General features: G+C 71.4%; 30 protein-coding genes, 1 pseudogene and 1 riboswitch. Of the genes and pseudogenes, 14 read left to right on the top strand and 17 right to left on the bottom strand.

Going from position 1 to position 24,616, the window contains the following annotated elements; all coding sequences use genetic code 11:
* Positions 1-94: 94 nt before the first annotated feature.
* Together IH25_RS0100410 and IH25_RS0100405 are read left to right on the top strand one after the other, a co-directional pair.
* Positions 95-520, top strand: a complete 426-nt coding sequence (locus tag IH25_RS0100410; RefSeq protein ID WP_030600870.1) for a hypothetical protein — start codon at positions 95-97, stop codon at positions 518-520.
* 13 nt (positions 521-533) lie between these two features.
* Positions 534-1,718: a glutathionylspermidine synthase family protein gene (locus IH25_RS0100405; protein ID WP_030600867.1), complete on the top strand. Its 1,185-nt coding sequence runs from the start codon at positions 534-536 to the stop codon at positions 1,716-1,718.
* Here IH25_RS0100405 and IH25_RS0100400 read toward each other — a convergent pair.
* Positions 1,715-2,287 (bottom strand): TetR/AcrR family transcriptional regulator, encoded by a 573-nt coding sequence (locus IH25_RS0100400; protein ID WP_030600863.1) that lies wholly within the window; start codon positions 2,285-2,287, stop codon positions 1,715-1,717. The two genes, IH25_RS0100405 and IH25_RS0100400, sit on opposite strands and share 4 nt — an antisense overlap.
* Before the next feature lie 127 nt (positions 2,288-2,414).
* Between IH25_RS0100400 and IH25_RS0100395 the strand changes: the two genes are divergently transcribed.
* Positions 2,415-2,876 carry a nuclear transport factor 2 family protein gene (locus IH25_RS0100395; protein WP_030600860.1) on the top strand — a complete coding sequence of 154 codons (462 nt, stop codon included), beginning with the start codon at positions 2,415-2,417 and terminating at the stop codon, positions 2,874-2,876.
* 15 nt (positions 2,877-2,891) lie between these two features.
* Here IH25_RS0100395 and rocD read toward each other — a convergent pair whose 3' ends face one another.
* Positions 2,892-4,103: an ornithine--oxo-acid transaminase gene (gene rocD / locus IH25_RS0100390; protein ID WP_030600855.1), complete on the bottom strand. Its 1,212-nt coding sequence runs from the start codon at positions 4,101-4,103 to the stop codon at positions 2,892-2,894.
* Positions 4,104-4,204: 101 nt separating this feature from the next.
* Positions 4,205-4,293: riboswitch (ZMP/ZTP riboswitch) on the top strand.
* Between the two features lie 33 nt (positions 4,294-4,326).
* Here rocD and IH25_RS0100385 point away from each other — a divergent pair.
* From IH25_RS0100385 to IH25_RS0100375, 3 genes are all read left to right on the top strand, one after another.
* Positions 4,327-5,781, top strand: coding sequence for a glycine hydroxymethyltransferase (locus tag IH25_RS0100385; protein WP_030600852.1), 1,455 nt, complete (start codon positions 4,327-4,329; stop codon positions 5,779-5,781).
* A gap of 91 nt (positions 5,782-5,872) precedes the next feature.
* Entirely contained in the window at positions 5,873-6,892 is a 1,020-nt protein-coding gene (gene trpS / locus IH25_RS0100380; protein ID WP_387873759.1) for a tryptophan--tRNA ligase, read from the top strand.
* A gap of 148 nt (positions 6,893-7,040) precedes the next feature.
* Positions 7,041-7,622: a 2'-5' RNA ligase family protein gene (locus tag IH25_RS0100375; protein WP_030600847.1), complete on the top strand. Its 582-nt coding sequence runs from the start codon at positions 7,041-7,043 to the stop codon at positions 7,620-7,622.
* Positions 7,623-7,635: 13 nt separating this feature from the next.
* Here IH25_RS0100375 and IH25_RS0100370 read toward each other — a convergent pair whose 3' ends face one another.
* Positions 7,636-8,391, bottom strand: a complete 756-nt coding sequence (locus IH25_RS0100370) for an SDR family NAD(P)-dependent oxidoreductase (protein ID WP_030600844.1) — start codon at positions 8,389-8,391, stop codon at positions 7,636-7,638.
* Between the two features lie 85 nt (positions 8,392-8,476).
* Between IH25_RS0100370 and IH25_RS0100365 the strand changes: the two genes are divergently transcribed.
* Complete coding sequence (locus IH25_RS0100365; protein WP_030600840.1) at positions 8,477-9,412, top strand: YihY/virulence factor BrkB family protein; 936 nt, start codon at positions 8,477-8,479, stop codon at positions 9,410-9,412.
* Here the strand turns inward: IH25_RS0100365 and IH25_RS0100360 are convergent.
* Positions 9,360-10,613 carry a D-alanyl-D-alanine carboxypeptidase family protein gene (locus IH25_RS0100360; protein ID WP_051753583.1) on the bottom strand — a complete coding sequence of 418 codons (1,254 nt, stop codon included), beginning with the start codon at positions 10,611-10,613 and terminating at the stop codon, positions 9,360-9,362. The genes IH25_RS0100365 and IH25_RS0100360 overlap by 53 nt on opposite strands.
* Between IH25_RS0100360 and IH25_RS0100355 the strand changes: the two genes are divergently transcribed.
* Positions 10,612-10,851, top strand: a complete 240-nt coding sequence (locus tag IH25_RS0100355) for an SCO4848 family membrane protein (protein ID WP_030600834.1) — start codon at positions 10,612-10,614, stop codon at positions 10,849-10,851. The genes IH25_RS0100360 and IH25_RS0100355 overlap by 2 nt on opposite strands.
* 64 nt (positions 10,852-10,915) lie before the next feature.
* On the opposite strand, the gene IH25_RS0100350 is transcribed toward IH25_RS0100355, so the two are convergent.
* From IH25_RS0100350 to IH25_RS0100305, 10 genes are all read right to left on the bottom strand, one after another.
* Positions 10,916-11,533, bottom strand: a complete 618-nt coding sequence (locus tag IH25_RS0100350) for a Uma2 family endonuclease (RefSeq protein WP_030600831.1) — start codon at positions 11,531-11,533, stop codon at positions 10,916-10,918.
* A 90-nt stretch (positions 11,534-11,623) separates the two neighbouring features.
* The gene (locus tag IH25_RS0100345) at positions 11,624-12,370 is read right to left on the bottom strand and encodes a TetR/AcrR family transcriptional regulator (protein WP_030600829.1); all 747 of its coding nucleotides are present in this window, start codon (positions 12,368-12,370) and stop codon (positions 11,624-11,626) included.
* Positions 12,371-12,379: 9 nt separating this feature from the next.
* Positions 12,380-12,898, bottom strand: coding sequence for a hypothetical protein (locus tag IH25_RS0100340; RefSeq protein ID WP_030600826.1), 519 nt, complete (start codon positions 12,896-12,898; stop codon positions 12,380-12,382).
* Positions 12,895-13,302 (bottom strand): hypothetical protein, encoded by a 408-nt coding sequence (locus IH25_RS0100335; RefSeq protein WP_030600825.1) that lies wholly within the window; start codon positions 13,300-13,302, stop codon positions 12,895-12,897. The genes IH25_RS0100340 and IH25_RS0100335 overlap by 4 nt, the downstream gene beginning before the upstream one ends.
* An 86-nt stretch (positions 13,303-13,388) precedes the next feature.
* Positions 13,389-13,799: a VOC family protein gene (locus IH25_RS0100330; RefSeq protein ID WP_030600824.1), complete on the bottom strand. Its 411-nt coding sequence runs from the start codon at positions 13,797-13,799 to the stop codon at positions 13,389-13,391.
* A gap of 145 nt (positions 13,800-13,944) precedes the next feature.
* Complete coding sequence (locus IH25_RS0100325; RefSeq protein WP_030600823.1) at positions 13,945-14,724, bottom strand: succinate dehydrogenase iron-sulfur subunit; 780 nt, start codon at positions 14,722-14,724, stop codon at positions 13,945-13,947.
* Complete coding sequence (sdhA, locus tag IH25_RS0100320) at positions 14,724-16,478, bottom strand: succinate dehydrogenase flavoprotein subunit (RefSeq protein ID WP_030600822.1); 1,755 nt, start codon at positions 16,476-16,478, stop codon at positions 14,724-14,726. Before sdhA ends, IH25_RS0100325 begins: the two co-directional genes overlap by 1 nt.
* A gap of 19 nt (positions 16,479-16,497) precedes the next feature.
* Positions 16,498-16,980, bottom strand: coding sequence for a succinate dehydrogenase hydrophobic membrane anchor subunit (locus tag IH25_RS0100315; RefSeq protein WP_030600821.1), 483 nt, complete (start codon positions 16,978-16,980; stop codon positions 16,498-16,500).
* 5 nt (positions 16,981-16,985) lie between these two features.
* Positions 16,986-17,366 (bottom strand): succinate dehydrogenase, cytochrome b556 subunit, encoded by a 381-nt coding sequence (gene sdhC, locus IH25_RS0100310; RefSeq protein ID WP_037654050.1) that lies wholly within the window; start codon positions 17,364-17,366, stop codon positions 16,986-16,988.
* 180 nt (positions 17,367-17,546) lie between these two features.
* Positions 17,547-18,095 (bottom strand): 2-oxo-4-hydroxy-4-carboxy-5-ureidoimidazoline decarboxylase, encoded by a 549-nt coding sequence (locus IH25_RS0100305; RefSeq protein ID WP_030600818.1) that lies wholly within the window; start codon positions 18,093-18,095, stop codon positions 17,547-17,549.
* 221 nt (positions 18,096-18,316) lie between these two features.
* On the opposite strand from IH25_RS0100305, the gene IH25_RS0100300 reads away from it, so the two are divergent.
* From IH25_RS0100300 to IH25_RS0100280, 5 genes are all read left to right on the top strand, one after another.
* The gene (locus IH25_RS0100300) at positions 18,317-19,945 is read left to right on the top strand and encodes a beta-N-acetylhexosaminidase (protein WP_030600816.1); all 1,629 of its coding nucleotides are present in this window, start codon (positions 18,317-18,319) and stop codon (positions 19,943-19,945) included.
* Between the two features lie 180 nt (positions 19,946-20,125).
* The gene (locus tag IH25_RS0100295) at positions 20,126-20,842 is read left to right on the top strand and encodes a DUF4328 domain-containing protein (protein ID WP_030600814.1); all 717 of its coding nucleotides are present in this window, start codon (positions 20,126-20,128) and stop codon (positions 20,840-20,842) included.
* Between the two features lie 93 nt (positions 20,843-20,935).
* A complete protein-coding gene (locus tag IH25_RS0100290; protein ID WP_030600813.1) occupies positions 20,936-21,499 on the top strand; it encodes a hypothetical protein in 564 nt (187 codons plus the stop codon).
* Between the two features lie 118 nt (positions 21,500-21,617).
* Positions 21,618-22,091 carry a hypothetical protein gene (locus IH25_RS0100285; protein ID WP_245172646.1) on the top strand — a complete coding sequence of 158 codons (474 nt, stop codon included), beginning with the start codon at positions 21,618-21,620 and terminating at the stop codon, positions 22,089-22,091.
* 187 nt (positions 22,092-22,278) lie between these two features.
* Positions 22,279-22,884 carry an RNA polymerase sigma factor gene (locus IH25_RS0100280; protein WP_030600807.1) on the top strand — a complete coding sequence of 202 codons (606 nt, stop codon included), beginning with the start codon at positions 22,279-22,281 and terminating at the stop codon, positions 22,882-22,884.
* A gap of 8 nt (positions 22,885-22,892) precedes the next feature.
* Here the strand turns inward: IH25_RS0100280 and IH25_RS0100275 are convergent.
* The 3 genes and pseudogenes from IH25_RS0100275 to IH25_RS0100265 all read right to left on the bottom strand — a co-directional run.
* A pseudogene (locus IH25_RS0100275) lies at positions 22,893-23,069 on the bottom strand (DUF397 domain-containing protein); the annotation flags it as partial.
* A gap of 82 nt (positions 23,070-23,151) precedes the next feature.
* A complete protein-coding gene (locus tag IH25_RS0100270; protein ID WP_030600801.1) occupies positions 23,152-23,352 on the bottom strand; it encodes a DUF397 domain-containing protein in 201 nt (66 codons plus the stop codon).
* Between the two features lie 11 nt (positions 23,353-23,363).
* On the bottom strand, positions 23,364-24,185 hold the full coding sequence (locus IH25_RS0100265; protein ID WP_030600798.1) for a helix-turn-helix domain-containing protein: 822 nt from the start codon (positions 24,183-24,185) through the stop codon (positions 23,364-23,366).
* A 107-nt stretch (positions 24,186-24,292) separates the two neighbouring features.
* On the opposite strand from IH25_RS0100265, the gene IH25_RS0100260 reads away from it, so the two are divergent.
* Positions 24,293-24,616, top strand: a complete 324-nt coding sequence (locus IH25_RS0100260; RefSeq protein WP_030600795.1) for a hypothetical protein — start codon at positions 24,293-24,295, stop codon at positions 24,614-24,616.

Below are 24,616 nucleotides of genomic sequence, written 5' to 3'. Positions count from 1 at the left end.
GGCGCGGGCGCCCGGAGGCCACCCCCGGTTGGGCGTGGGCGCGCCGCGTCTCTAGGCTGACCGCCGAACACTCATCCGACGGGGGAGACACACCATGGCGCACACCGGAAGGCAACTCCGCTCCGGCACGGTCGTCCTGGGCGGTGTGGGCCTGCTGGCCGCCGCCCTCACCGCCTGCTCGTCCGATCCGGACAAACGCTGTGTGGACCGCGACAGTTACAACGTCTCCAAGGGTTACAAGGTCGTCTCCGACAAGGACTGCAAGACGACGAGCGGGAGCGGCTCCTCCTCCGGCCGGAAGAAGCCCGTCAAGAAGGGCGCCAAGCGGCCGGTCAACGCCGCCTGGTACTACGACGGCAAGGAGAAGAACGGCTGGGTCGACGGCGGCTCCTTCACCAAGTCCGGTGGTTCGGGCGGCGGTTCGGGAAGCAGCAGCTCGGGTGGTTCGTCGTACGACAACGGCGGCGGCGGGGTGAGCCGCGGCGGCTTCGGCGGCGGCCACGGCAGCTCCGGCGGCTGACCGGAGGGGACGCATGGAACGCCGCACCACGCCCCCCCGCCCCGGCTGGCAGCAGACCGTCGAGGCCCAGGGCCTGATCTACCCCCTGACCCGCCACCCCGACGGCTCCCTGCACCCGTACTGGGACGAGAGCGCCTACTACGTCTTCTCCCTGGAGGAGGTCGAGGCGCTGGAGGACACCGTCGCGGAACTGCACCGCATGTGCCTCGCGGCGGCGGACCACATCGTGACCGAGGACCGGCTGGCCGACCTCGGCATCACCGACGCCCGGGTGGCCGCCGCGGTCACCGAGTCCTGGCACCGCCGTGCCGAACTGCCCTCCCTCTACGGCCGTTTCGACCTGCGCTACGACGGCACCGGCCCGGCGAAGCTGCTGGAGTACAACGCCGACACGCCCACCTCGCTGGTGGAGGCGGCCTCCCCGCAGTGGTTCTGGATGGAGGAACGTTTTCCCGGCGCCGACCAGTGGAACTCCCTGCACGAACGCCTGGTGGAAGCCTGGCGTGCCCAGGCCGCGCTGCTGCCGCCCGGCGCGCCCCTGCACTTCGCGCACTCCGCCGCCGACGAACTCGGCGAGGACCTGATGACGGTCGCCTATCTGAAGGAGACGGCGGAGCAGGCCGGTCTCACCACGGACTGGCTCGCCATGGAGGAGATCGGCTGGGACTCCCTCTCCGGCCGCTTCGTCGACAACCGGCTCCGCTTCATCCGGGGCATCTTCAAGCTCTATCCCTGGGAGTGGCTCACCACCGACTCCTTCGGCCCCCACGTCCTGGACACCCTGGACAACGGCGGCGGCACCGGCAGCACCCTGTGGATCGAGCCGGCCTGGAAGATGTTGCTGAGCAACAAGGCCCTGCTGGCGATCCTCTGGGAGCTGTACCCCGGCCACCCCCACCTCCTGCCCGCCTACCTCGACGGCCCCCGCGAACTGGCCACCACCACCGGCTACGTGGCCAAGCCCCTGCTGGGCCGCGAGGGCGCGGGCATCACCGTCCACGATCCCGGCACCCCGCCGGCCCCCCGCGAGGACCCCTGCTGCTACCAGCAGCTGGCCCCCCTCCCCGCCTTCGACGGCAACCACGTCGTCCTCGGCACCTGGGTCGTCGCCGGCGAACCGGCGGGCCTCGGCATCCGCGAGTCCACCGGCCTGATCACCGACGAGTACGCCCGCTTCCTGCCGCACGTGATCCTCTAGTCGGCCGCGCCCCGGAGCAACGCCTCCACCGCCTTGCGCGCATGCCCCGCCGCCGACGGGTCGCCCGTGATGCCCGCCGTGACGATGGCTCCCTCGGCCAGCAGGTACACGGGTTCGGTGAGCGGGAGTCCCGTGGCCCGGACCCAGCCCGACAACTGGTCGTGGAAGGCGCGTTTGTGGGCGCGGACCTCGGTCAGGACCGCCTCCGAGGCCGCGCCCAGTTCCCCGTGGGCGTTGATCCAGGCGCAGCCGCGGAAGCCGGGCTCGGCGCACCACGCGGCGAGCCAGTCGAAGACCGCGAGCACCCTCTCGCGCGGACCGGCGACGCGCTCCACGTGCGCGGCCAGGCTCTCCCGCCAGCGCCGGTCGCGCCGCCGGAGCACGGCGACGACCAGGTCCTCCTTCGTCGCGAACAGCCGGTAGATCCGCTTCAGGGGCAGCCCGGACGCCTCCCGGACCCGGTCCATGCCGACCGCCTGGATGCCGTGCGCGTAGAAGAGCGCCTCGGCGGTGTCCAGCAGGGCCGCGCGGTCCAGGCGGTCGCGTTCCTCGGTGGCGGGGGCGGGCATCGGGGCTCCTCGTGTCTCCTTGACGTTGAGAACGGTCGTTCTCTACCTTAGCCGCAGCGATGGAGAACGACCGTTCTCCACCCGTCGCTTCCGCCCCCTCTGCTCCGACCTGCCCGAGGAGACCGCCGTGCCCGAAGCCCGCCCGCCCTACCCGCCGTTCACCCTGGAGACCGCCCGCCAGAAGGTCCAGGCGGCCGAGGACGCCTGGAACACCCGCGACCCCCACCGGGTGGCCCTCGCGTACACCGAGGACTCCGTCTGGCGCAACCGCGACCGGTTCCTCACCGGCCGGGAGGAGATCGTCGCCTTCCTCACCGACAAGTGGCGCCGCGAACGGGACTACGCGCTGCGCAAGAGCCTGTGGAGCTTCCACGAGGACCGCATCGCCGTCCGCTTCCAGTACGAGTGCCGCGACACCGACGGACAGTGGTGGCGCTCCTACGGCAACGAACTGTGGGAGTTCGACGCGTACGGCCTGATGCGCCGCCGCGAGGCGAGCATCAACGACGTGGCCATCGAGGAATCCGACCGGCGCCTCTTCGGTCCCCGGCCCGCCGCGGAGCACGGCACCGACCTCCCCCTGCGCTGATCAGGCCCGCGCCGATCAGGCCTCGAACAGCACCGCCCGCAGCTGCTCCACGCCCCGGTCCAGATCCTCCTCGCCGATCACCAGCGGAGGCGCGATCCGGATCGTCGCCCCGTGGGTCTCCTTGACCAGGACCCCACGGGCCAGCAGCCGCTCGGCGACCTTGCGCCCGGTACCCACCGCCGGGGCGACGTCCACCCCGGCCCACAGCCCCCGCCCGCGCACCGCCGTCACCCGGCCCGTCCCGGCCAGCTCGCCCAGCAGCCGGTGCAGCCGCTCGCCCAGCCGGGCCGCCCGCTCCTGGTACTCCCCGGTCCGCAGCATCGCGATCACCTCCAGCGCCACCGCGCAGGCCAGCGGATTCCCGCCGAACGTCGACCCGTGCTCACCCGGCCGGAACACCCCGAGCACCGCCGCGCTCGACACCACCGCCGACACCGGCACGATCCCGCCGCCCAGCGCCTTGCCCAGCACGTACACATCCGGCACGACCCCCTCGTTCTCGCACGCGAAGGTCCGCCCGGTCCGGCCCAGCCCGGACTGGATCTCGTCGGCGACGAAGAGCACGTTCCGCTCCCGGGTCAGCTCCCGCACCCCCGCCAGATAACCGGCCGGCGGCACGATCACCCCCGACTCGCCCTGCACCGGCTCCAGCAGCACCGCCACCGTGTTCTCCGTCAGCGCCCCGCGCAGCGCGGTCAGGTCGCCGTACGGCACGATCTCGAACCCCGGCGTGTACGGCCCGAAGTCCGCCCGCGCCTCGGAGTCCGTGGAGAAGCTGACGATGGTCGTCGTACGGCCGTGGAAGTTGCCGCCCGCCACGACGATCTTCGCCATCTCCGCGGGCACCCCCTTCACCCGGTAGCCCCACTTCCGGGCCGTCTTGATCGCGCCCTCCACCGCCTCCGCGCCGGTGTTCGCCGGCAGCACCATCTCCATCCCGCACAGCTCCGCCAGCTCGGCGCAGAACGCCGCGAACCGGTCGTGGTGGAAGGCGCGGGAGGTCAGCGTCAGCCGCTGGAGCTGGCGCCGGGCCGCCTCGACCAGCCGGGGATGGCCGTGCCCGAAGTTCAGCGCCGAGTAACCGGCCAGCAGATCCAGGTACCGCCGCCCCGCCACGTCCGTCAGCCACGCCCCCTCACCGGTGGCGAGCACCACCGGCAGCGGAGCGTAGGTGGGCGCGCAGTGCGCCTCGGCGAGGGCGATGAGGTCTTCGGCGGCAGCGGTCACGGACCCTCCCGGATCGGCCCGGATACGACGATGACCTCCTTCTTAACCCCACTCGCATGGTGGACGCGGGATCTCGGCTCCCGGCGCGCCCGGTAGGCTGACACCCGGGCCGTGACTGGCGCGCTGGGATGGGACGGACCATCAGGGAGCGGCCCGAGCGGTAAGAGTGCCGTGCGCCTGGGCCGAACGTGAACGCTGTACGCACACCGTCCGGAGGTCCCCGATGCCCGAGAACGCCGCCCCCCTCTCCACCGAGTCCACCGCCTTCCGCGCCGCCCTCGACGTCATCCGCGCCGTGGAGCCGCGCGTCGCCGACGCCATCGGCCAGGAGGTCGCCGACCAGCGCGGGATGCTCAAGCTGATCGCGTCCGAGAACTACGCCTCCCCGGCGACCCTGCTCGCGATGGGCAACTGGTTCAGCGACAAGTACGCCGAGGGCACCATCGGCCGCCGCTTCTACGCCGGCTGCCGCAACGTCGACACCGTCGAGGCCCTCGCCGCCGAGCATGCCCGCGAACTCTTCGGCGCCCGCCACGCCTACGTCCAGCCGCACTCCGGCATCGACGCCAACCTCGTCGCGTTCTGGGCCGTCCTCGCCGACCGCGTCGAGCTGCCCTTCCTGGAGAAGGCCGGCGTCCGCCAGGTCAACGACCTCACCGACGCCGACTGGGCCGAGCTGCGCCAGGCCTTCGGCAACCAGCGCATGCTCGGCATGTCCCTGGACGCCGGCGGCCACCTCACCCACGGCTTCCGCCCGAACATCTCCGGCAAGATGTTCGACCAGCGCTCCTACGGCACCGACCCGGCCACCGGCCTGATCGACTACGACGCCCTGCGCGCCCAGGCCCGCGAGTTCAAGCCGCTGATCATCGTCGCCGGCTACTCCGCGTACCCCCGCCTGGTGAACTTCCGGATCATGCGCGAGATCGCCGACGAGGTCGGCGCCACCCTCATGGTCGACATGGCGCACTTCGCCGGGCTGGTCGCCGGCAAGGTGCTCACCGGCGACTTCGACCCGGTCCCGCACGCCCAGATCGTCACCACCACCACCCACAAGTCGCTACGCGGCCCGCGCGGCGGCATGGTGCTGTGCGACGACTCCCTCAAGGACCAGGTGGACCGCGGCTGCCCGATGGTCCTCGGTGGCCCGCTCCCGCACGTCATGGCCGCCAAGGCCGTCGCCCTCGCCGAGGCCCGCCGGCCCGCCTTCCGGGACTACGCCCAGCGCATCGTGGACAACTCCCGCGCCCTCGCCGAGGGTCTGATGCGCCGCGGCGCCACCCTCGTCACCGGCGGCACCGACAACCACCTCAACCTGATCGACGTCGCCGCCTCCTACGGCCTCACCGGCCGTCAGGCCGAGGCGGCCCTGCTCGACTCGGGCATCGTCACCAACCGCAACGCCATCCCGGCCGACCCGAACGGCGCCTGGTACACCTCCGGCATCCGCGTCGGCACCCCCGCGCTGACCACCCGCGGCCTCGGCACGGCGGAGATGGACGAGGTCGCGGCCCTGATCGACCGCGTCCTGACCACCACCGAGCCGGGCACCACCAAGTCCGGCGCGCCCTCCAAGGCGGCCCACGTCCTGGACGAGAAGGTCGCCGACGAGATCGCCCGCCGCGCCACGGACCTGGTCGCGGGCTTCCCGCTGTACCCGCAGGTCGACCTCGGCTGAAGCGCCCCGTAAGGGGCGTGGGGAACCGCGGGCCCGGCCACGCCGGGCCCGCGGTTCCCCACGCACCGAACCCCTCACACTCTCTGCGACAATGAAAAACATGGCTGACCGACCTCGCGTGCTCTCCGGCATCCAGCCCACGGCTGGCTCGTTCCACCTCGGCAACTACCTCGGCGCCGTCCGCCAGTGGGTGGCCCTGCAGGAGTCCCACGACGCCTTCTACATGGTGGTCGACCTGCACGCGATCACGGTCCCGCAGGACCCGGCGGAACTGCGCGCCAACACCCGCCTGGCCGCGGCCCAGCTGCTGGCCGCGGGCCTGGACCCCGACCGCTGCACCCTCTTCGTGCAGAGCCACGTCCCCGAGCACGCCCAGCTCGCCTGGGTCATGAACTGCCTCACCGGCTTCGGCGAGGCGTCCCGCATGACCCAGTTCAAGGACAAGTCCGCCAAGCAGGGCGCCGACCGGGCCTCCGTCGGCCTGTTCACCTACCCGATCCTCCAGGTCGCGGACATCCTGCTGTACCAGGCCCACGAGGTGCCGGTCGGCGAGGACCAGCGCCAGCACATCGAGCTGACCCGGGACCTCGCCGAGCGCTTCAACGGCCGCTTCGGCGACACCTTCACGATCCCGAAGCCGTACATCCTCAAGGAGACGGCGAAGATCTACGACCTCCAGGACCCGGCGGTCAAGATGAGCAAGTCGGCGTCCACGCCGAAGGGCCTGATCAACCTCCTGGACGAGCCGAAGACCACGGCCAAGAAGGTCAAGAGCGCGGTCACCGACACCGACACGGTGATCCGCTACGACACCGAGAACAAGCCGGGCGTCTCCAACCTCCTCACCATCTACTCCACGCTCACCGGCAAGACCGTCGCCGAGCTGGAGCAGGAGTACGAGGGCAAGATGTACGGCGCGCTCAAGACCGACCTCGCCGAGATCATGGTCGACTTCGTCACCCCGTTCCGCGAGCGCACCCACCAGTACCTGGACGACGCCGAGACGCTGGACTCGATCCTCGCCAAGGGCGCCGAGAAGGCGCGGACGGTGGCCGCCGAGACCCTCGCCCAGGCGTACGACCGCGTGGGTTTCCTCCCGGCCAAGCACTGAGGCGTACGACCGCACGGGTCCGCGCGGGCGGAGCGCTGCACATCACTTCCGCTGCGCCTGCCCACGGGGCACCCGTGGCCGTACAGTCGATGCCAACGGCCGTGGCCAGGCGGCCGAGACGACGACAGACGCGACGACAGGAGACGACGTGGGGACCGTAACGATCGGCGTGTCGATCGCGGTCCCGGAGCCTCACGGCAGCCTGCTCCAGGAGCGGCGCGCGGGCTTCGGCGACGCCGCGGCTCATGGCATCCCCACCCACGTCACGCTGCTGCCGCCGACCGAGGTGGACGAGGCCGACCTGCCCGCCGTCGACGCGCACCTGACCGAGGTCGCCGCGGCGGGCCGGCCGTTCCCGATGCGGCTGTCCGGCACCGGCACCTTCCGGCCGCTGTCGCCGGTGGTCTACGTCCGGGTCGTGGCGGGCGCCGAGGCGTGCACCCGGCTCCAGCAGCGCATCCGGGAGGCGTCCGGGCCGCTGGCGCGCGAACTGCTCTTCCCGTACCACCCGCACGTCACCGTCGCGCACGGCATCGAGGAGGCGGCGATGGACCGCGCCTTCGAGGAGCTGGCCGACTACGAGGCCGAGTGGCCGTGCACCGGCTTCGCGCTGTACGAACAGGGCGCCGACAGTGTCTGGCGCAAGCTGCGCGAGTACACGTTCGGGGGGCCGGTCGTACCGGTCCAGCCGGGACACGCGGAGGTGTGCGCGCCGCGCGTCCCGCAGTGACCCGCCCGTGACGCTAGAGCGGAAGCCGCCTGAACAGCGCCCGGGGCGTGTGCCGCAGGGCCGCCGTCAGCAGGCGGAGCGTGCCCGGCACCCACACCGTCTCCGCGTCGCGGCGCAGGCCCAGTTCGACGGCCGCGGCCACCGCCTCCGGGGTGGTGGCGAGCGGGCTGCGCGGGCGGCCCGCCGTGGCGCGGGTGCGCACGAAGCCGGGGCGTACGACCATGACCCGCGCGCCCGTCCCGTACAGGGCGTCCCCGAGTCCCTGGGCGAAGGCGTCCAGGCCGGCCTTGCTGGAGCCGTAGATGAAGTCGGCGCGGCGGGCGCGTTCGGCGGCGGCGGAGGACAGCACGACGAGCCACCCGTGGCCCTGGGTCTGGAGGGCGCGGCCGGCGACCAGACCCGCCGAGACGGCCCCGGTGTAGTTGGTCTGGGCGACCCGGACCGCGCGGACCGGGTCGCGTTCGTCGTGCGCCTGGTCGCCGAGGATGCCGAAGGCGAGCAGCACCATGTCGACCGGACCCTCGGCGAACACCTTGCCGAGGACGCCCTCGTGGGACTCGGGGGCGAGCGCGTCGAAGGCGACGGTGCGGACGTCCGCGCCCAGCGCCCGCAGGCTTCCGGCCGCGTTCTCCAGCGCGAGCGAGGGGCGCCCGGCCAGCCACACCGTGCGGGTGCGGCGGGCGATCAGACGGCGCGCGGTGGCCAGCGCGATCTCGGACGTGCCGCCGAGGACGAGCAGGGACCGGGGCAGTTCGGTGGCATCCTTCATGACAGATGACCGTATCGCCCCCATATGACCGTTCCGGCGGCGAAACGCGGTGTTGGCATCCCCGCGCAGCGGGCAGAGTCGGATCATGGACTGGCTGAAGAGGCTGCCCGGCATCGGGCCGATCGTCACCCGCCTGACGATCACCCACGCGTGGCGGTGCTACGAACGGCTGGACCGGGTGAAGTGGGCCCGGCTGGCCGCCGCCATGACGTTCGTCAGCTTCGTGGCGCTGTTCCCGCTGCTGACCGTGGCCGCCGCCGTCACCGCCGCCACCCTCAGCCCGGCCCGGCAGAAGACCGTGGAGCAGCGGATCGCCGACCAGTTCCCGGGCCTGTCCGAGCAGTTGGACCTCACCTCCCTGGCGCAGAACGCGGGCACCGTCGGGGTCATCGCGGGCGCGGCGCTGCTGTTCACGGGCATCGGCTGGGTCGGCCAGGTCCGGGACTGCCTGCGCGCGGTGTGGGAGCTGCCGGACCAGGGGGAGAACCCGGTGCTGGCCAAGGTGAAGGACACCGTGATCCTGCTCGGCCTCGGCGGCGCCCTGCTGGTCACGCTCGCCGCCTCCACCCTCGCCTCGGCCGCCGTCGGCCTGGTGTCGAGGCAGTTCGGCCTGGACGAGCACGGCTGGGGCACCGCGCTGTTGCAGGTCGCCGCGTTCGTCGTCGCCGTGCTCGCCGACTTCCTGGTCCTGCTCTACGTCCTGACCCTGCTGCCCGGGGTCGAGCCGCCGCGCCGCCGCCTGCTGGTGGCCGCCCTGCTCGGCGCGGTCGGTTTCGAACTGCTGAAACTGCTGCTCAGCGGCTATGTCCAGGGGGTTGCCGCGAAGAGCTTGTACGGCGCGTTCGGGGTCCCCGTGGCCCTGCTGCTGTGGATCAACTTCACCGCGAAACTCGTCCTGTTCTGCGCCGCCTGGACGGCGACGGGCAGCAAGGAGACCGAGGTCACCGAAGCCGCCGAGGCCGCCGACGTCAGGGACGGGACCGGCGGCGCATCAGGTCCGGCAGCGGCCACCGGCGGTTGACCAGGAACGCCCCGCCGCCGAGCAGCACCAGCAGCCCGCCCGCGATGGCCAGGGCGGTCCCGACGCCGCTGGAGCCGGAGGCGACGGGGGCGCTCGCCGCCGCCTTCGCCCCCGGCGCGCCGCCCGTGCCGGGCGACTGCGGGCTCGCCGAGGAGGCGGACCCGGCCGGCGCGGCGCTCCTCGGCGGCACCAGCTCTCCCACCGGGTTCACCTTGCCGACCGCCTGGAAGCCCCAGTCGAACAGCTTCGCGGTCTCCTTGTAGACCTCGTTGTGGTCGTGCTTCTCCGGGTTCATCACCGTGACCAGCAGCACCTTGCCGCCGCGCTCGGCCACCCCGGTGAAGGTGGCGCCCGCGTGCGTGGTGTTGCCGTTCTTCACGCCCGCGATGCCCTGGTAGACCGGCACGTCGCTGTCCCCGCTCAGCAGCCGGTTGGTGTTGCGGATCTCGGTGGCGCCGAACTTGGCGCTGACCGTCGAGCAGTAGTCGCGGAAGTCCTTCTTCTGCAGGCCCGAGCGGGCGATCAGCGACAGGTCGTACGCCGAGGAAACCTGCTCCGGCGCGTCGTAGCCGTCGGGCGAGACCACCTGCGTGTCCAGCGCCTGGAGTTCCTCGGCGTGCTTCTGCATGTCCTCGACGGTCCGCTCCACCCCGCCGTTCATCGCGGACAGGACGTGCACCGCGTCGTTGCCCGACTTCAGGAACACCCCGAGCCACAGGTCCCGCACGGAGTAGGTGACGCCCTCCTTCACCCCGACCACGCTGGAGCCGTCGCCCACCCCCTTGAGGTCGGCCGGGGCCACCTTGTACCGGGTGTCCTTGGGGAACCGGGGCAGCACGGTGTCCGCGAACAGCATCTTCAGCGTGCTCGCCGGGGGCAGCCGCCAGTGGGCGTTGTGCGCGGCCAGGACCTGGCCCGACTCGGCGTCGGAGACGATCCAGGAGCGGGCGGTCAGGCCCTGGGGCAGCACCGGCACTCCGGGGGCGAGGTTGACCTGCGTGCCGGGCATCCCGAGCCGGGCGCCGCCGAGGGTGGACATCTGCGCCGGGGGAGTGGCCGTCGGGCTCGTGGTGGGGGAGGGGGCGGCGAGGGCGGCGGGCGCGGTGACGGCCAGGGAGAACAGCGTGGCGGAGGCGACGAGCAGGGACCCGCGCGCACCCCCGGCACGGACCCGGACCCCGGACGGCGATACTGGACTCATGAAGCTCAGCCGCCCTGTCTCCTGGTTCCTGCTCGCCTTCGGGGTGTGGAGCTGGGTCATCTGGGTCACTTTCGTCAAGAATCTCGTCAAGGACGGCAGCGGTCTGGCCTTCGACGACGGTCACCCGACCGCGTACTTCTGGGTGCACCTGCTGCTGGCGGTCGTTTCCTTCGTATTGGGGACGGTCATCGGCGTCATCGGGTTGCGCGGAGTGCGCGCACTGCGCCGAAACTCATAGCGAACATACGGAAACCCCCGCGCCCGGGAGGGCGCGGGGGTGTTCGGGCTGCGGTGGGGTCCGCTCAGTCGGACTTCTTCTGACCGGCCTTGATGATCTGCTCCACGTCGAGGGCGACGTCGGTACCGACCGAGTCGGGCAGCGTCACCGTCTCGCCGGGGGCGTGCACGCGGTGGCTGGTGTACTCGCTCCCGTCGGGTTCGGTGAGCACGTGGAGGCGCTGGTGCTTGCGGTCGACCACCACATAGACCGGCACCTTGGCCTCGGCGTACGCGCCGACCTTGGTCTTCAGGCCGTCCCGCCAGTTATTGGAGGTGACCTCCAGGACGAGGCGGAAGCAGACCGGGTCGTAGGCGTTGTTCTCGATGAGGTGGTCGTCGACGTCGGCGTCCACGACCACCAGGTCGGGGATGCAGTAGTCCTCGGCACCGGTGGGAATCTTGATCGCGACGTTCTGGAGGACCGCGGTCTCCTCGCCGTGCAATCCGGCGGCGAGGAAGGGGATCATGAGGTCGGTCAGAGCGCGGGCGTGCGGGGCATCCGGTGAAGGGGTCACGAGGAGGTGGCCTCCGATGATCTCGACGCGGTAGCCCGGATGGCGCTCCATGATCTCGTCGGCGATGGCCGTCAGGGAGAACGGCTCGTCGGCGTCGAAGGGCTGCTCGACGGATGCAGCGGACATCGCGTGCCTCCTGGGGGCTGGTGTCGAGAGCATCATCGTAGGCAGTCCCCGGACCACGTGTCCCGTTCCCGCGCCTTCACCCGGAAGTGATCACCCGCTCTCCCGCTCCCCGCGCCCCGGGTCGGGCAGGACCCTCGTCATGCCCGGCAGGAAGTCCGTGAACAGCTCGTGGACCTCCATGACCAGCGGCCGCAGCACCCGGAAGCGGGCCAGGGCCACCCCGCGCGCGGTCAGCCGGGCCCCGCGCCGGGCCAGCCGGTAGCTGCGCTCGCGGTTCTCCGTGCGGTCGAAGATCCAGTACAGCACCAGGCCCATCTGCGACAGCCACATCAGCTCCGGCAGGACGTCCCGCAGTTCCGGGGCCACCTTGGCCTTGGACCCGGCCAGCACCTCCCGGTGCACGCTGATGGCCTGTTCGCGGGCGTGCTCGCTCTCGGGGGAGAAGGGGCTGAGCGGGCTGTCGGGGTCGGCGGCGTTCTTGAAGAACTGCACCGCGAACTCGTGGTACGGCCGGGCGATGTCCAGCCACGCGGTCAGCACTCCCGCGAGCCGCGCCTCCAGGTCGGTCTCCCGCTCCAGCACCGACCGGACCGCCGCCTGGTGCTCGGCGGCGATCCGGTCGTAGAACCCCTGGATCAGGTGTTCCTTGCCCTCGAAGTAGTAGTAGGCGTTGCCGACGGAGACCCCGGCCTCCTTGGCGATGGCCCGCATGGTCGTCTTGTCGTAGCCGCGCTCCTGGAACATCCGCATCGCGGTCTGCAGGATCAGCGCGCGGGTCTGCTCGGATTTGCTGCTGTGGGGTCCGGCCGCCTCGGGGCCGTCGTTCTTCGCGGGCACGGTAGGAGCCTAACGAGTGGCGGGACCGGTCCCCGCCCGGGACGGTGGTGCGTAGGTCCAACCCGTCACCGGGTGGTAGGACCAGCCGTCGGCCCGCTGGTGGACCCGACCGCCCCACTGGGCGCCGGGCTGCCGCGGCCCCCGCCATTTCGCCGCGGCGAGGACGGCACCGCGGGCCTCCTTGGCGCCGGCCGGGTCGGCGAGCCGGTGGGCGAGCGGGCGGTGCTCGCGCAGGGCCCACAGCAGGACGATCCAGGCGCGCGAGCCCCGGTAGACCTGCCCGGAGTCGCCGACCACGGTGATCTCGTGCAGGGGGTCGCCGGGGCCGAGTCCGGGGAAGCGGGCGTGGGCCGCGGCCGAACCGGCCGGCAGCAGCTCCAGCGGCACCAGCCGGGGCCGGCGCGCCAGCCAGGCGCACAGGTGGAGGCCCACGGCGGTCCGGTCGTCGTACAGGACGGTCAGCCCGCGGAGCGGGACCCCGGCGGGGTCCCGCTCCGGTGCGGTGGTCGTGGGGGTCACGCCGGTCACGCCCCGGCCCTCGGCGCGATCCACTCCTGCGGGCGGACCGGGGGCAGCTGCTCGCGCTCCAGCATCCCGCGCCGGCGGATCCGGTTGAGGACGTACACGTTCCCCAGGTGCATCGCGCCGAGGACCAGCAGCACCACGCCCAGCTTGGTGGACAGGGCCTCGGAGATGCCGCGGGTGTCCTGGACCGTGTCGTCATCGCTCAGGTACAGCGCCACGAAGCCGAGGTTGACGAGGTAGAAGCCGACGACCAGGAGGTGGTTGACGGCGTCGGCGAGCCTCTCGTCGCCGCGCAGGACGTCGGACAGGAAGATGCGTCCGTTGCGGCTGAGCGTGCGGGCCACCCAGATGGTCAGCGCGACGCTGACGACCAGGTAGATGACGTAGGCGATGACGGTGCGGTCCATGCCCCACCCCTTCTTGAACGCGTTCAAAACGCTGACAGGGACGACTCTAGACCCGTTTTTGAACGCGTTCAACCGAGGGGTGGGGCTCAGCTCCGGCGGGCCAGTGCCGGGCGCTTGGTGTAGTCCGTGAAGCCCAGGACATTGCCCCAAGGGTCGGCGAACTCCACGGTCCAGCCGGTGGCGCCCTGGGTCATCTCGTCCAGCGCCGGGATGCCGGCGGCGGCCAGTTCCCGCGCCGCCGCCCGCGCGTCCGGCACCTCCAGCCAGATGCGCGGCGAGGGCCAGTGCGGCGGCCGCCGGCCCAGCCCCTCCTCGGAGCGCAGCAGGATGCCGGGCGTCTCCGCGCCCACCTTCAGCACCGCGATGCCGGCCTCGTCCAGCCGGAAGCCCACGGTGAACCCCGCCCGCTCGTAGAAGGCGACGGCCTCGCCGAGGTCGCCGACGGGGAGCAGCACGTTGTCGAAGCCGAGCAGTTCGTACGACTCTTCGTCTGACATGTCGTCACATTAGGATCCCGGTCCCCGGGAAGCGAGGAGCCCCACCGCAGCGGACTGTGGTGGGGCTCGGCGGGGCGTGGCTCCCGGACACGCGCGAGGGCCCCGCTCCGTGGCGGAGCGGGGCCCTCGGCGGTGCCTCGGCAGGTCAGTAGCGGCGCGTGATGAGGGCGCGCTTGACTTCCTGGATGGCCTTGGTGACCTCGATACCGCGCGGGCAGGCGTCCGTGCAGTTGAAGGTCGTGCGGCAGCGCCACACGCCGTCGCGGTCGTTGAGGATCTCCAGGCGCTGCTCGCCCGCCTCGTCACGGCTGTCGAAGATGAAGCGGTGGGCGTTCACGATCGCGGCCGGACCGAAGTACTGGCCGTCGTTCCAGAACACCGGGCAGGAGGAGGTGCAGGCGGCGCAGAGGATGCACTTCGTCGTATCGTCGAAGCGCTCGCGGTCCTCGGCCGACTGCAGCCGCTCACGGGTCGGCTCGTTCGTGTCCTTGGTGACCAGGAACGGCATGACGTCCCGGTACGCCTGGAAGAACGGCTCCATGTCCACGACCAGGTCCTTCAGGACCGTCAGGCCCTTGATGGGCTCGACCGTGATCGGCTTCTCGGGGTTGATGTCCTTGATCAGCGTCTTGCAGGCAAGGCGGTTCTTGCCGTTGATCCGCATCGCGTCCGAGCCGCAGATGCCGTGCGCGCACGACCGGCGGAAGGTGAGGGAGCCGTCGATGTCCCACTTGATCTTGTGCAGACCGTCGAGGACCCGCTCCTTGGGGTCGATCTCCAGCTGGAAGTCTTCCCAGGTCGCCTCGGCCGAGACCTCCGGGTTGAACCGGCGGACGCGGAACGTGACCGTGATGTAGGGGGAGTCGGCGAAGCCGGGCTCGGGCCGGCCGGCCGCGTCCGCCTTGTCCAGAACAGGGGTAGCCATCAGTACTTACGCTCCATCGGCTGGTAGCGGGTCTGGACGACCGGCTTGTAGTCGAGACGGACGGTTTCCGAGCCGTCGGCGCCGACCTCGCGGTACGCCATGGTGTGGCGCATGAAGTTGACGTCGTCGCGGTTCGGGTAGTCCTCGCGGTAGTGACCGCCGCGGGACTCCTTGCGGGCGAGGGCCGAGACGGCCATGACCTCGGCCAGGTCGAGCAGGTTGCCCAGCTCGATCGCCTCAAGGAGGTCCGTGTTGAAACGCTTGCCCTTGTCCTGGATCGCCACGTTCTTGTAGCGCTCCTTGAGCTCGGCGATCTTCTCGACCGCCGTCTTGATCGTCTGCTCGGTGCGGAACACCATGACGTTGGCGTCCATGGTCTCCTGCAGCTCGCGGCGCAGGGTCGCCACCCGCTCGTTGCCGGTGGAGGTGCGCAGCCGCTCGATCTGCTCGACGACGAAGGACTCCGGGTCCTCCGGCAGCTCCACGTAGTCGGCCTTGGCCGAGTACTCGGCGGCGGCGATGCCCGCGCGGCGGCCGAAGACGTTGATGTCCAGCAGCGAGTTGGTGCCGAGGCGGTTGGCGCCGTGCACGGAGACACAGGCGACCTCGCCGGCCGCGTACAGACCCGGGACGACCGTGGTGTTGTCCGCCAGGACCTCACCCTCGACGTTCGTCGGGATGCCGCCCATCGCGTAGTGCGCGGTCGGCTGGATCGGGATCGGGTCCGTGTACGGCTCGATGCCCAGGTAGGTCCGCGCGAACTCGGTGATGTCCGGCAGCTTGGCGTCCAGCTGCTCCGGCGGCAGGTGGGTCAGGTCCAGGTACACGTGGTCGCCCTCGGGACCGCAGCCGCGGCCCTCGCGGATCTCCGTGTAGATGGAGCGGGACACGACGTCACGGGACGCCAGGTCCTTCATGACGGGAGCGTACTTCTCCATGAAGCGCTCGCCGTCCTTGTTGCGCAGGATGCCGCCCTCGCCGCGGGCGCCCTCGGTGAGCAGGATGCCCATGCGCCAGATGCCGGTCGGGTGGAACTGGAAGAACTCCATGTCCTCCAGCGGCAGGCCGCGCCGGTAGACCGCCGCCTGGCCGTCACCGGTCAGGGTGTGGGCGTTCGACGTCACCTTGAAGAACTTGCCGCAGCCGCCGGAGGCGTAGATGACGGCCTTCGCCTGGAAGACGTGGATCTCGCCGGTGGCCAGCTCGTACGCCACGACACCGGCGGACTTCTTGACGCCGTCGACCTCGGTGATCAGCTGGTCCAGGACGTAGAACTCGTTGAAGAACTCCACGCCCTCCTTGACGCAGTTCTGGTACAGCGTCTGGAGGATCATGTGGCCGGTGCGGTCCGCGGCGTAGCAGGACCGGCGGACCGGGGCCTCGCCGTGGTTGCGGGAGTGGCCGCCGAAGCGGCGCTGGTCGATGGTGCCGTCCGGGGTCCGGTTGAACGGCAGGCCCATCTTCTCCAGGTCGAGGACGGCGTCGATGGCCTCCTTCGCCAGGATCTCGGCGGCGTCCTGGTCGACCAGGTAGTCACCGCCCTTGACCGTGTCGAAGGTGTGCCACTCCCAGTTGTCCTCCTCCACGTTGGCGAGCGCGGCGGCCATGCCGCCCTGCGCGGCGCCCGTGTGGGAGCGGGTGGGGTAGAGCTTGGTCAGGACCGCGGTGCGGCTGCGCTTCGTCGCCTCGATGGCGGCGCGCATGCCCGCGCCGCCGGCGCCGACGATGACGGTGTCGTACTTGTGGATCTTCATGATTCTCGCAGCCCCGTGCCTAGCGGATGTTCGGGTCGAAGGTGAAGATCACCAGCGTGCCCAGCAGGATGGTGAACACCGTGGCGGTGTAGAGCAGTGCCTTCAGCCACAGCCGGCTGGCCGGCCGCTCGGCGTAGTCGTTGATGACCGTGCGCAGGCCGTTGGCGCCGTGCAGCATCGCCAGCCACAGCATCACCAGGTCCCAGACCTGCCAGAACGGCGACGCCCAGCGGCCGGCGACGAAGGCGAAGCCGACCTTGGAGACACCGCCGTCCAGCACCAGCTGGATCAGCAGGTGGCCGAGGACGAGGACGACCAGCACGATGCCGGACAGGCGCATGAACAGCCACGCCGCCAGCTCGAAGTTGCCCCGGGTGGACTTCGGGGTCTTCTTGGTGCGCTTGCGCGGGGCCTCGATCAGCGGGGCCGGGTGGTCGACGGTGTAGACGGGGGCGCCCTCCACGGGGCCGACTCCGGAAGCGGGGGTTTCAGTCGTGGACATCGGCGTCAGCTCCCAAAGAGTGCGCGGTACGCGTGGCCGAGGACCGGGTAGATCGCCCCGGCCATCAGGACGATCCAGACACCCATCACGGTCCAGAACATCTGCTTCTGGTAGCGCGGGCCCTTCGACCAGAAGTCGACGGCGATGACGCGCAGGCCGTTGAGCGCGTGGAAGAGGATGGCGGCGACGAGGCCGTACTCCAGCAGCGCGACGATCGGCGTCTTGTACGTGGCTACGACCTTGTCGTAGTCCTCGGGGGAGACACGCACGAGAGCGGTGTCCAGCACGTGAACGAACAGGAAGAAGAAAATGAGGACGCCGGTGACTCGGTGAGCCACCCAGGACCACATTCCTTCCCGGCCGCGGTACAGCGTTCCAGCCGGCACGGAAGAACCCTCCGGGTGCGGGGACTAGGGCCGCGCCGGCTTCTCTGTCGGTCGGGCCCGGCCGGGTACGGTCCACCGGCCCCCAGCATCGTAGCGAGGCGACGCGCCGTGGCTGACGGGGGGCCTACCGGTGTGATCAAAGTGGCACGCGGTTGGGCTAGCCCGGTGCGGTGTGTCCGGTTATCTACCCGGTGCGGGAGCGTTGTGGCTGGTCGCACGGCTCCTCGCGACGCTGAGAAATGCCGCGATTCTTCCTTTCGCGAGACGGCGGAGCTGCTCCGCCGCCACCACCCGCTCGTCCTCCGGATCGTTCGCCAATCGTGATCGGATCGCCTGGAGGATGTGGTCGATGACCTCGTCCGCGGGGATGTCGCCCAGATAGATGACGAACGTGTGGCCGAACCGGGCCTCGTAGGCGGCGTGCGCGGCGCCGAGGGCCGTGTGGGCCGCGGAGTACGTGTCCTCGGGCAGCTCGGGCAGGCGCTCGCCGGCCAGGGCCTCGGCGAGGTCGGCCGGGGACAGGTCGTACGTCGCCTCGTCCGCCGCGGCCAGCAGGGAGTCCAGGTCGGGGTAGGGGCGGTGCGCGGCGATCCGGTCGGACCAGCGCGGGCTGCGCAGACAGTGCAGCAGCAGGGTGCGCGCCTCGTCGGCGGACGCGGTGTTGAAGGCGTCGAGCGGCTTGGGGAGGTACGGCAGAGGGTGGGCGGGCAGCGTCGGTCCTCGCGTCACGTGTGGTGCGGCTGGGGATTGTGTGAAGGATGTGAGTGTCGTCAGGTTATCGAGAGTGGTCATACGGTGTCCGAGCGATAACGGAATTTCACTCGAACGGCAGAGTTTCGCTGCGTCCGGCTGACCGCTGAACCGGGGAACGGTCGTACGTTGGCAGGGTGACCCAGCACAGGCGTGGGCGCCGGGGACCGGCGCGGCAGGTGATACGGAAGCGGGCGGTGATGGCCGCCGCGTTCGCGGGGACGGTCGCGCTCGGCACGGGCGTCGGCGTGTGGGCCTCGGCGGACGGCGGTAGCGCGCCGCCGGGGAACGACGCGCGCCGGTCCGCCTCCGGCCGGGTGGCCGGCACCGGCACCGGTACGGGCACCGGCACGGGACCCACGGCACCGGGCACCCCGTCGGCGGCGCCGAGCCCGAGCCGGTCGTACCCGCTGTCGAAGGCGCCGCGCACGATACCCGCGGTCCGCTCGCACACTCCCGAGCGCGGCCCCGGCTGGCGGCCCCGGCCCGGCGCGCGGGTGGTGGTGGCCGATCCGGCGCTGGCCGACGAGGGCCGGCTGGTGGCCGGGGAGCTGGGGCTGGCGTACGCGGGGCAGCGGAACGACGCCCGGGCGGGCGACGTACGGCTCGCGCTCGGCGGCGGGGGCGGGAACCAGGAGTCGTACACGCTGACCGTCCGGGGCGGGCGGGTCGACATCACCGGGCCCGGCGAGGCCGGGGTCTTCTACGGCACCCGCACCCTGAAGCAGGAGGTCCGCGGCGGCGGCACGGCACCGGAGGGCGTCGTGCGCGACCAGCCGGCCAAGCAGGTGCGCGGGTTCATGCTGGACATCGCGCGCAAGCCGTTCTCCGCGGCCTGGATCGAGGACCGGATACGCGAGCTGGGGGACCTGAAGTTCAACGAGCTGGGCCTGCACTTCTCCGACGACCAGGCCTTCCGGATCGAGTCCGACAGCCACCCCGAGATCGTCTCCCCGGACCACCTGACCAAGGCGCAGGTCAAGAAGATCGTGGCGCTGGCGGCAAGCCGGCACATCACCGTCGTCCCCGAGATCGACTCCCCGGGACACCTGGGCGCGGTCCTCGCCGCCCACCCCGACCTGCGGCTGCGCAAGGCGAACGGGGTGGTGCTCCGCGGTGCCGTCGACATCTCCAAGGACGCCTCGGCCCGGCTCGTGGACGACCTGCTGAACGAGTACGCCGGCCTGTTCACCGGCGGCCGGTGGCACCTGGGCGGCGACGAGTACCAGGCGCTGATGGCGCGCGACCCGCAGGCGTCGTACCCGCAGCTGGCCGCCGCCGCGAAGCGCAAGTACGGCCCCGGCGGGACGGTCGCCGACCTCACCACCGGCTGGTTGAACGACCGCGCCGCCACCGTCCGCGCCCACGGCAGGACCGTACGGGCCTGGAACGACGGCTTCTTCCGGGGTACCTCCGTACAGGCCGACCCCTCGCTCCAGGTCGCCTACTGGACCGGCAAGGAGATCGGCGCCCGGCCGCCGGCCGAGTACCTGAGCGCGGGCCGGCAGCTGCTCAACTACAACGACGAGTTCCTCTACTACGTGCTCGGCCAGCCGCAGACCTTCGTCTATCCGACCGGACAGCGCATCTACGAGCAGTGGACCCCGAGGGTGGTGCGCGGCCGGACCGCCGTGCCCGCGCGCTACGACGGGCAGATCCTCGGCGGGTCGTTCGCCGTGTGGTGCGACTTCCCGCACGCGCAGACGCAGGCGCAGGTCGCCGCCGGGATCCGGATGCCGCTGCGGGCCACCGTGCAGAAACTGTGGAACCCGGACCGGCCCGCGCTGTCCTGGACGGACTTCCGGAAGCTGGCGGACCGGTTGGGCTGAGAACGGGGAGCGTACCGGGCGGGGGAGAGAACAGGGTGGACGCGCGGGGGCGCGCGACCGTATGTTCCGGTGTCCGCGCTCGCCGGCGCCGTACGTGCCGGTGCCATCGGGCGGCGCCCCGGTCCGGGGAGGACCACGCGCCGTCCCGCCTCTCTTCTGTCTTCTCGGGGGGACCTCGTCATGACCTCGCCCATGCCCGTGCCGCCGTACCCGCAGCCGGCCCCGCCCGGCGCCTGGCCGCGCTCGCCGGCCGCGCTCGCCCGGGCCACCGCCGTGCTGCTCGGCCTGGTCGTCGCCACCGACCTGTTCGCCTGCTACGCGGACCTGCTGGAGATGGACGTGACCAGGGATCTCGCCGACGGCGTCGTGGGCGGTGACGTGATCGGCCGGGCCGATCACGCGGACGACCTCTACGGCCTCTCCGGCATCCTCCAGGGCGTGGCGCTGGTGGCCACGATGGTGGTCTATCTGTGCTGGCTGTGGCGGGTGCGGGTGAACGCCGGGGTGTTCGACGCCTCCCGGCACCGCCTGCGGCTCGGCTGGACCATCGGCGCCTGGTTCTGCCCGGTGGTGAACCTCTGGTTCCCGCGCCGGATCGTCGCGGACTCCTGGGACGCCAGCGGCCCCTGGGGTGCGCGGTCCGGGCACGCGCTGGTCAACGCCTGGTGGACGCTGTGGCTCGTCGACCTCCTGGTGGGCCGGTTCGCCGACACGCGTTCCCGGCGTGCCGAGACGGCGGACGAGCTGTACGACGCCGCCCAGGCGATGCTGGTCTCCGACGTGCTCGACATCGCGGCCGCGGTCCTCGCCGTCCTGGTGGTCCTGAAGCTGACCGGGTTGCAGGAGCGGAAGCTGCGCTCGGGCGAGACGCCCTTCCCCGCCCCGGCGATTGGCTGAAAACCGACCGCTGTGACACTCCCGCGCCGTCGCACGCAGTAAGGGGAAGTGCGGGCTCCGTACCGGTCGGTGCCCTGGTGAGGGAGGCTTTCCATGAGCCTGGTGGAACTGATCGCACGGGCCGACGAACGCGCGCTGGCCGCCGGTGGGCTGGCTTGTCTTGATCGGTGCCTTCCGCTGCTCGGTGGCGACGACGAGGTGCTGCGACCGCTGTGGGCGAGCCTCGCCGACGGCTCCGGCTGGGCGGGGGAGCTCACGCGGGCCCGCGACCTGCTCGGCGCCGGGCGGCCCGCCGGGGACGAGGCCGCGCTGCTCGTCCACCGCATGCTGGAGTCGGCCCCGGCCGAGCGCACCGCCGACGCGCTGCGGCCCTGGGCCGACGCCTGTTCCGTCGCCTCGCTCGGCGTCCACCGGCTGCTGGACCCGGCGGCGGGGGACGACGCCCTCCGGGCGGACGCGGGGGACGCCGGTGCGTCGCCGCTCGTCGCCGCCGAGCTGCGCCGGCAGGCCATGGTCCTGGAACTGCTCGCGGACCACGGCGCCCAGGGGCTGCGCCGGGCGCTGGAGGTGACGGTGGAGGGCCGCCGGGTGCTGCGCGCGGTGGTCTCGCGCCGGGCGCGCAACACGGCGGAAGCGGGGGCGCGGGCGGGCCTGTGACCTTCGTGCGGTGGTCGTGGGGCGGTCCTGCGGCGGTTGCCGAAACGTTTGGCGAAACAGGGCGGAACCCTGTGACGCGACCCCGCCCCGGACCGCTCTTCCCTATGTGACAGCCCACATGACAGCCGAAGCGACAGCCCATGTGACCGCCCACGCCACCGGCCCGGTGCCGGCCGGTGCGACAGCCCGTCCGACGGCCCCGTACGGGCCCGCGCGCCGCGAGACCAGGCCGCGCGTCGCGGTGAAACCCGCGCGCTGGGCGGCGGACGCGGTGGCGACCATGCGCGAGGGCGCCCGGGTGCGGCTCGACTACTCGGCGCGGAGCCTGTGGCGGGTGGACCGGATGATCGAGGAGATACGCCGGGAGCGGGCGCCGTACGCGGCCGTCCGCAGCGTCCTGCGCGGCTTCGGCGCCTACGCCGGCGAGGTCATCGTCCGCCGGACCGGCGCCGAGTGGTGGGCGACGGGCGGCGAGCACTGGATACGCACCCCCGACGGCCGGCTGTGGGACCCCATCGACGAGGCCCGCCGCTGCTACGGCGGCCACGGCTCGCTGGGGCTGCTGTGCCGGGAGGCGACGGCCGGGAGCTGAGGCGGGCTTCCCCGGGTGTTCTGCCTTCCTCCCCGGCCTTCCTTCCCTGGTCGTCGTTCCGCTGTGACACTTCCGTCGGGGCCGACGCTGATGATCGTGGAGGGCGACCGACACGGCCGGAGCGTGTCGCAACCGTTGAGGCAGGCGCCACGCAGTGGCCAGGAACTCGGCACGAACGAGGACGGTCTTGGGCCAGGGAGTCGAACCCCGCCGCCCGCAGCCGCGGGACGGGGAGCTGGGCGCGGCCGTGGCACGGGCCCAGGACGGCGACGAGACCGCCTTCGCGGTGGCCTACCGGATCGTGCACCCGGGACTGCTGGGCTATCTGCGGGGCCTGGTCGGTGACGAGGCGGAGGACGTCGCCTCCGAGGCATGGCTGGAGATCGCCCGGGACCTCGACCGGTTCCGGGGCGACGGCGCCGGTTTCCGCGGCTGGACCGCGACCATCGCCCGGCACCGCGCGCTGGACCACCTGCGCCGGCAGCGGACCCGGCCCCGGCCCGCGCCGCTGGAACAGGACGCCCTGGACCTGCCCGGCCGGCACAGCACCCACGAGCAGGCCCTGGAGTCGCTGTCCACCGAGCGGGCGCTGGAACTGGTGCGCGCGCTGCCGCCGGACCAGGCCGAGGCGGTGCTGCTGCGGGTGGTCGTCGGCCTCGACGGCCCGGCCGCCGCCCGCGTCCTCGGCAAACGCCCCGGCGCCGTCCGTACGGCCGCCTACCGGGGCCTGCGCCGGCTGGCCCGCCAACTCGCCGGGGACGGGGCCGTGGAAGACGGGCGTGGACGTGGCTGACCGGCGTACGCGATGAAGGAGGACCAGGTGCCGGTGGTGAAGCTGAGTACGGCGCCGTCGGTGTTCTTGGAGTCACGGACGGGGACCACGTCGTGGGCGGCGGCGAGGTTGGTGGCGACCTCGATGCAGGCGCCGCCGTTGTCGCTGTAGGAGGACGTGAACCAGCGGGGGGCCTCGGACGTCATGGGGTGCCCTTTCATGCCGCTTGGATGAAGAGTGAGCCTCCTCCCACTACAGCGAAAGGAGGAGGCGTTCACGAGCGGGGTTTCAGACGCTCTGTGCGGCGGCGTACGCGATGAAGGAGGACCAGGTGCCGGTGGTGAAGTTCAGTACGGCGCCGTCGGTGTTCTTGGAGTCACGGACGGGGACCACGTCGTGGGCGGCGGCGAGGTTGGTGGCGACCTCGATGCACTGGCCGCCGTTGTTGCTGTAGGAGGACTTGAACCAGCGGGGGGACTCGGTCGTCACGGGGTGCCCTTTCATGCCTCTTTGATCACGGCCACCGATGCAGCCTGGGGCAGAGCATCTGCCTGCAACTGATGGTAGCCCGCCAACAGGGGCAGTACGGCTGCCGTTTCGCGCTCCAGGTGGCCTCGCGTCTGGGATTCCGCGTACGCGATCACGGACAGGTCCGGCATCGTCAATAAGGTCATGGGCAGGTCGAACGGGCGACGCTCCCCCATGTCGAAGGGTGCGATCTGGAGCACGGTGTTCGGCAGCTCGGCGAACTGCATCAACCGGTCGAGCTGGGCCCTCATGACCTTGGGTCCGCCGACCTGTCGGCGGATGCAGCTCTCATCCATCACCACCAGCATCGTGGGGTGGCGGGGATGCTCCAGGGCCGCCTGCCGTTGCGCCAGGAACGAGACTCGTTCCTCCGCCTGTTCGGGCGTGATGGTCCCTCGGTGCACGGCACTGTCCGCCAGGACACGCGCGTACTCCGGTGTCTGGAGCAGGCCGGGGATGATCCCGATCTCGTACAGCCGGATTTCCGCCGCCCTGCCCTCGTGCTTGACGAACTCGGGGAAGCCCTCCAGCAGGTTGCCGTGCCGGATCTGCCGGTACTCGCGCTCGAACGAATCCGCGCTTCCCGTGAGGCCGAATGCTCTGTCCGCGCTACGCGAAAAGCGAAGGGTCGGAGGCTTGCGGCCAGTTTCGACGGCCGAAATGTGCACGCTGGAGTAATCGGTCCGGGTGCCCAGGTCTTCCTGGGTCCAGCCGCGAGCCTCCCGCAGGCTGCGCAGACGCGCGCCGTAGGCCGCTTGCGGTGACGCGTCGGGGTTCAACTCCTTGCGGTTCAAGCGTCTTTCACCAACCTTCCGTTCGCTGCCAACACGTTGAACGCTTTCCAGGCGTGGTCCCATGCTGAACCTGTCCGGTAGTCGCAGCACTACGGAGAGGAATCATCGTGCCCGAAAGACTGACAGAGTCGGCTCAGGTTGACGGCGAGAAGCCCGGCGGTGAAGAGATCCCCAAGTTGGGGATCAGGCAGGTGCTGGAGGTCGGGGAGACCACCTTCGCCCTGGCCGAGACCCTGGAGAAGGCGGGCATCCGGCTTCCGCAGTTCCACACCCGCCTGGCCCCCGCCGAGGACCGCCGCTGGGTGGTGCGCCTCGGGGACTGCAACGTGTACCAGGCCCGCGAAATCCTCCATCTCCTGCGCGACGGGCTCACTTTGCGGGAGCGGCACCCGGAGGAGGCGATCAATGGAACACCCGCCAAGGACAGTTGA

Origin of the sequence: Streptomyces achromogenes subsp. achromogenes (genome assembly GCF_000720835.1) — a bacterium.
Taxonomy (GTDB): domain Bacteria; phylum Actinomycetota; class Actinomycetes; order Streptomycetales; family Streptomycetaceae; genus Streptomyces; species Streptomyces achromogenes.
Note: the sequence above shows the minus strand (reverse complement) of the source record. Positions and strands in the feature narration are given on the sequence as shown.

What these genes read in the sequence shown, in the direction of transcription:
- IH25_RS0100370 (WP_030600844.1), bottom strand. Translation starts at nt 8,391, where the DNA reads ATGAAGGATGCCACCGAACTGCCCCGGTCCCTGCTCGTCCTCGGCGGC.
- IH25_RS0100295 (WP_030600814.1), top strand. Translation starts at nt 20,126, where the DNA reads ATGACCTCGCCCATGCCCGTGCCGCCGTACCCGCAGCCGGCCCCGCCC.
- IH25_RS0100285 (WP_245172646.1), top strand. Translation starts at nt 21,618, where the DNA reads ATGACAGCCGAAGCGACAGCCCATGTGACCGCCCACGCCACCGGCCCG.
- IH25_RS0100410 (WP_030600870.1), top strand. Translation starts at nt 95, where the DNA reads ATGGCGCACACCGGAAGGCAACTCCGCTCCGGCACGGTCGTCCTGGGC.
- IH25_RS0100330 (WP_030600824.1), bottom strand. Translation starts at nt 13,799, where the DNA reads ATGTCAGACGAAGAGTCGTACGAACTGCTCGGCTTCGACAACGTGCTG.
- IH25_RS0100290 (WP_030600813.1), top strand. Translation starts at nt 20,936, where the DNA reads ATGAGCCTGGTGGAACTGATCGCACGGGCCGACGAACGCGCGCTGGCC.
- IH25_RS0100355 (WP_030600834.1), top strand. Translation starts at nt 10,612, where the DNA reads ATGAAGCTCAGCCGCCCTGTCTCCTGGTTCCTGCTCGCCTTCGGGGTG.
- IH25_RS0100385 (WP_030600852.1), top strand. Translation starts at nt 4,327, where the DNA reads ATGCCCGAGAACGCCGCCCCCCTCTCCACCGAGTCCACCGCCTTCCGC.
- IH25_RS0100350 (WP_030600831.1), bottom strand. Translation starts at nt 11,533, where the DNA reads ATGTCCGCTGCATCCGTCGAGCAGCCCTTCGACGCCGACGAGCCGTTC.
- IH25_RS0100300 (WP_030600816.1), top strand. Translation starts at nt 18,317, where the DNA reads ATGGCCGCCGCGTTCGCGGGGACGGTCGCGCTCGGCACGGGCGTCGGC.
- IH25_RS0100360 (WP_051753583.1), bottom strand. Translation starts at nt 10,613, where the DNA reads ATGAGTCCAGTATCGCCGTCCGGGGTCCGGGTCCGTGCCGGGGGTGCG.
- IH25_RS0100405 (WP_030600867.1), top strand. Translation starts at nt 534, where the DNA reads ATGGAACGCCGCACCACGCCCCCCCGCCCCGGCTGGCAGCAGACCGTC.
- sdhA (WP_030600822.1), bottom strand. Translation starts at nt 16,478, where the DNA reads ATGAAGATCCACAAGTACGACACCGTCATCGTCGGCGCCGGCGGCGCG.
- IH25_RS0100315 (WP_030600821.1), bottom strand. Translation starts at nt 16,980, where the DNA reads ATGTCCACGACTGAAACCCCCGCTTCCGGAGTCGGCCCCGTGGAGGGC.
- trpS (WP_387873759.1), top strand. Translation starts at nt 5,873, where the DNA reads ATGAAAAACATGGCTGACCGACCTCGCGTGCTCTCCGGCATCCAGCCC.
- IH25_RS0100400 (WP_030600863.1), bottom strand. Translation starts at nt 2,287, where the DNA reads ATGCCCGCCCCCGCCACCGAGGAACGCGACCGCCTGGACCGCGCGGCC.
- IH25_RS0100325 (WP_030600823.1), bottom strand. Translation starts at nt 14,724, where the DNA reads ATGGCTACCCCTGTTCTGGACAAGGCGGACGCGGCCGGCCGGCCCGAG.
- IH25_RS0100335 (WP_030600825.1), bottom strand. Translation starts at nt 13,302, where the DNA reads ATGGACCGCACCGTCATCGCCTACGTCATCTACCTGGTCGTCAGCGTC.
- IH25_RS0100365 (WP_030600840.1), top strand. Translation starts at nt 8,477, where the DNA reads ATGGACTGGCTGAAGAGGCTGCCCGGCATCGGGCCGATCGTCACCCGC.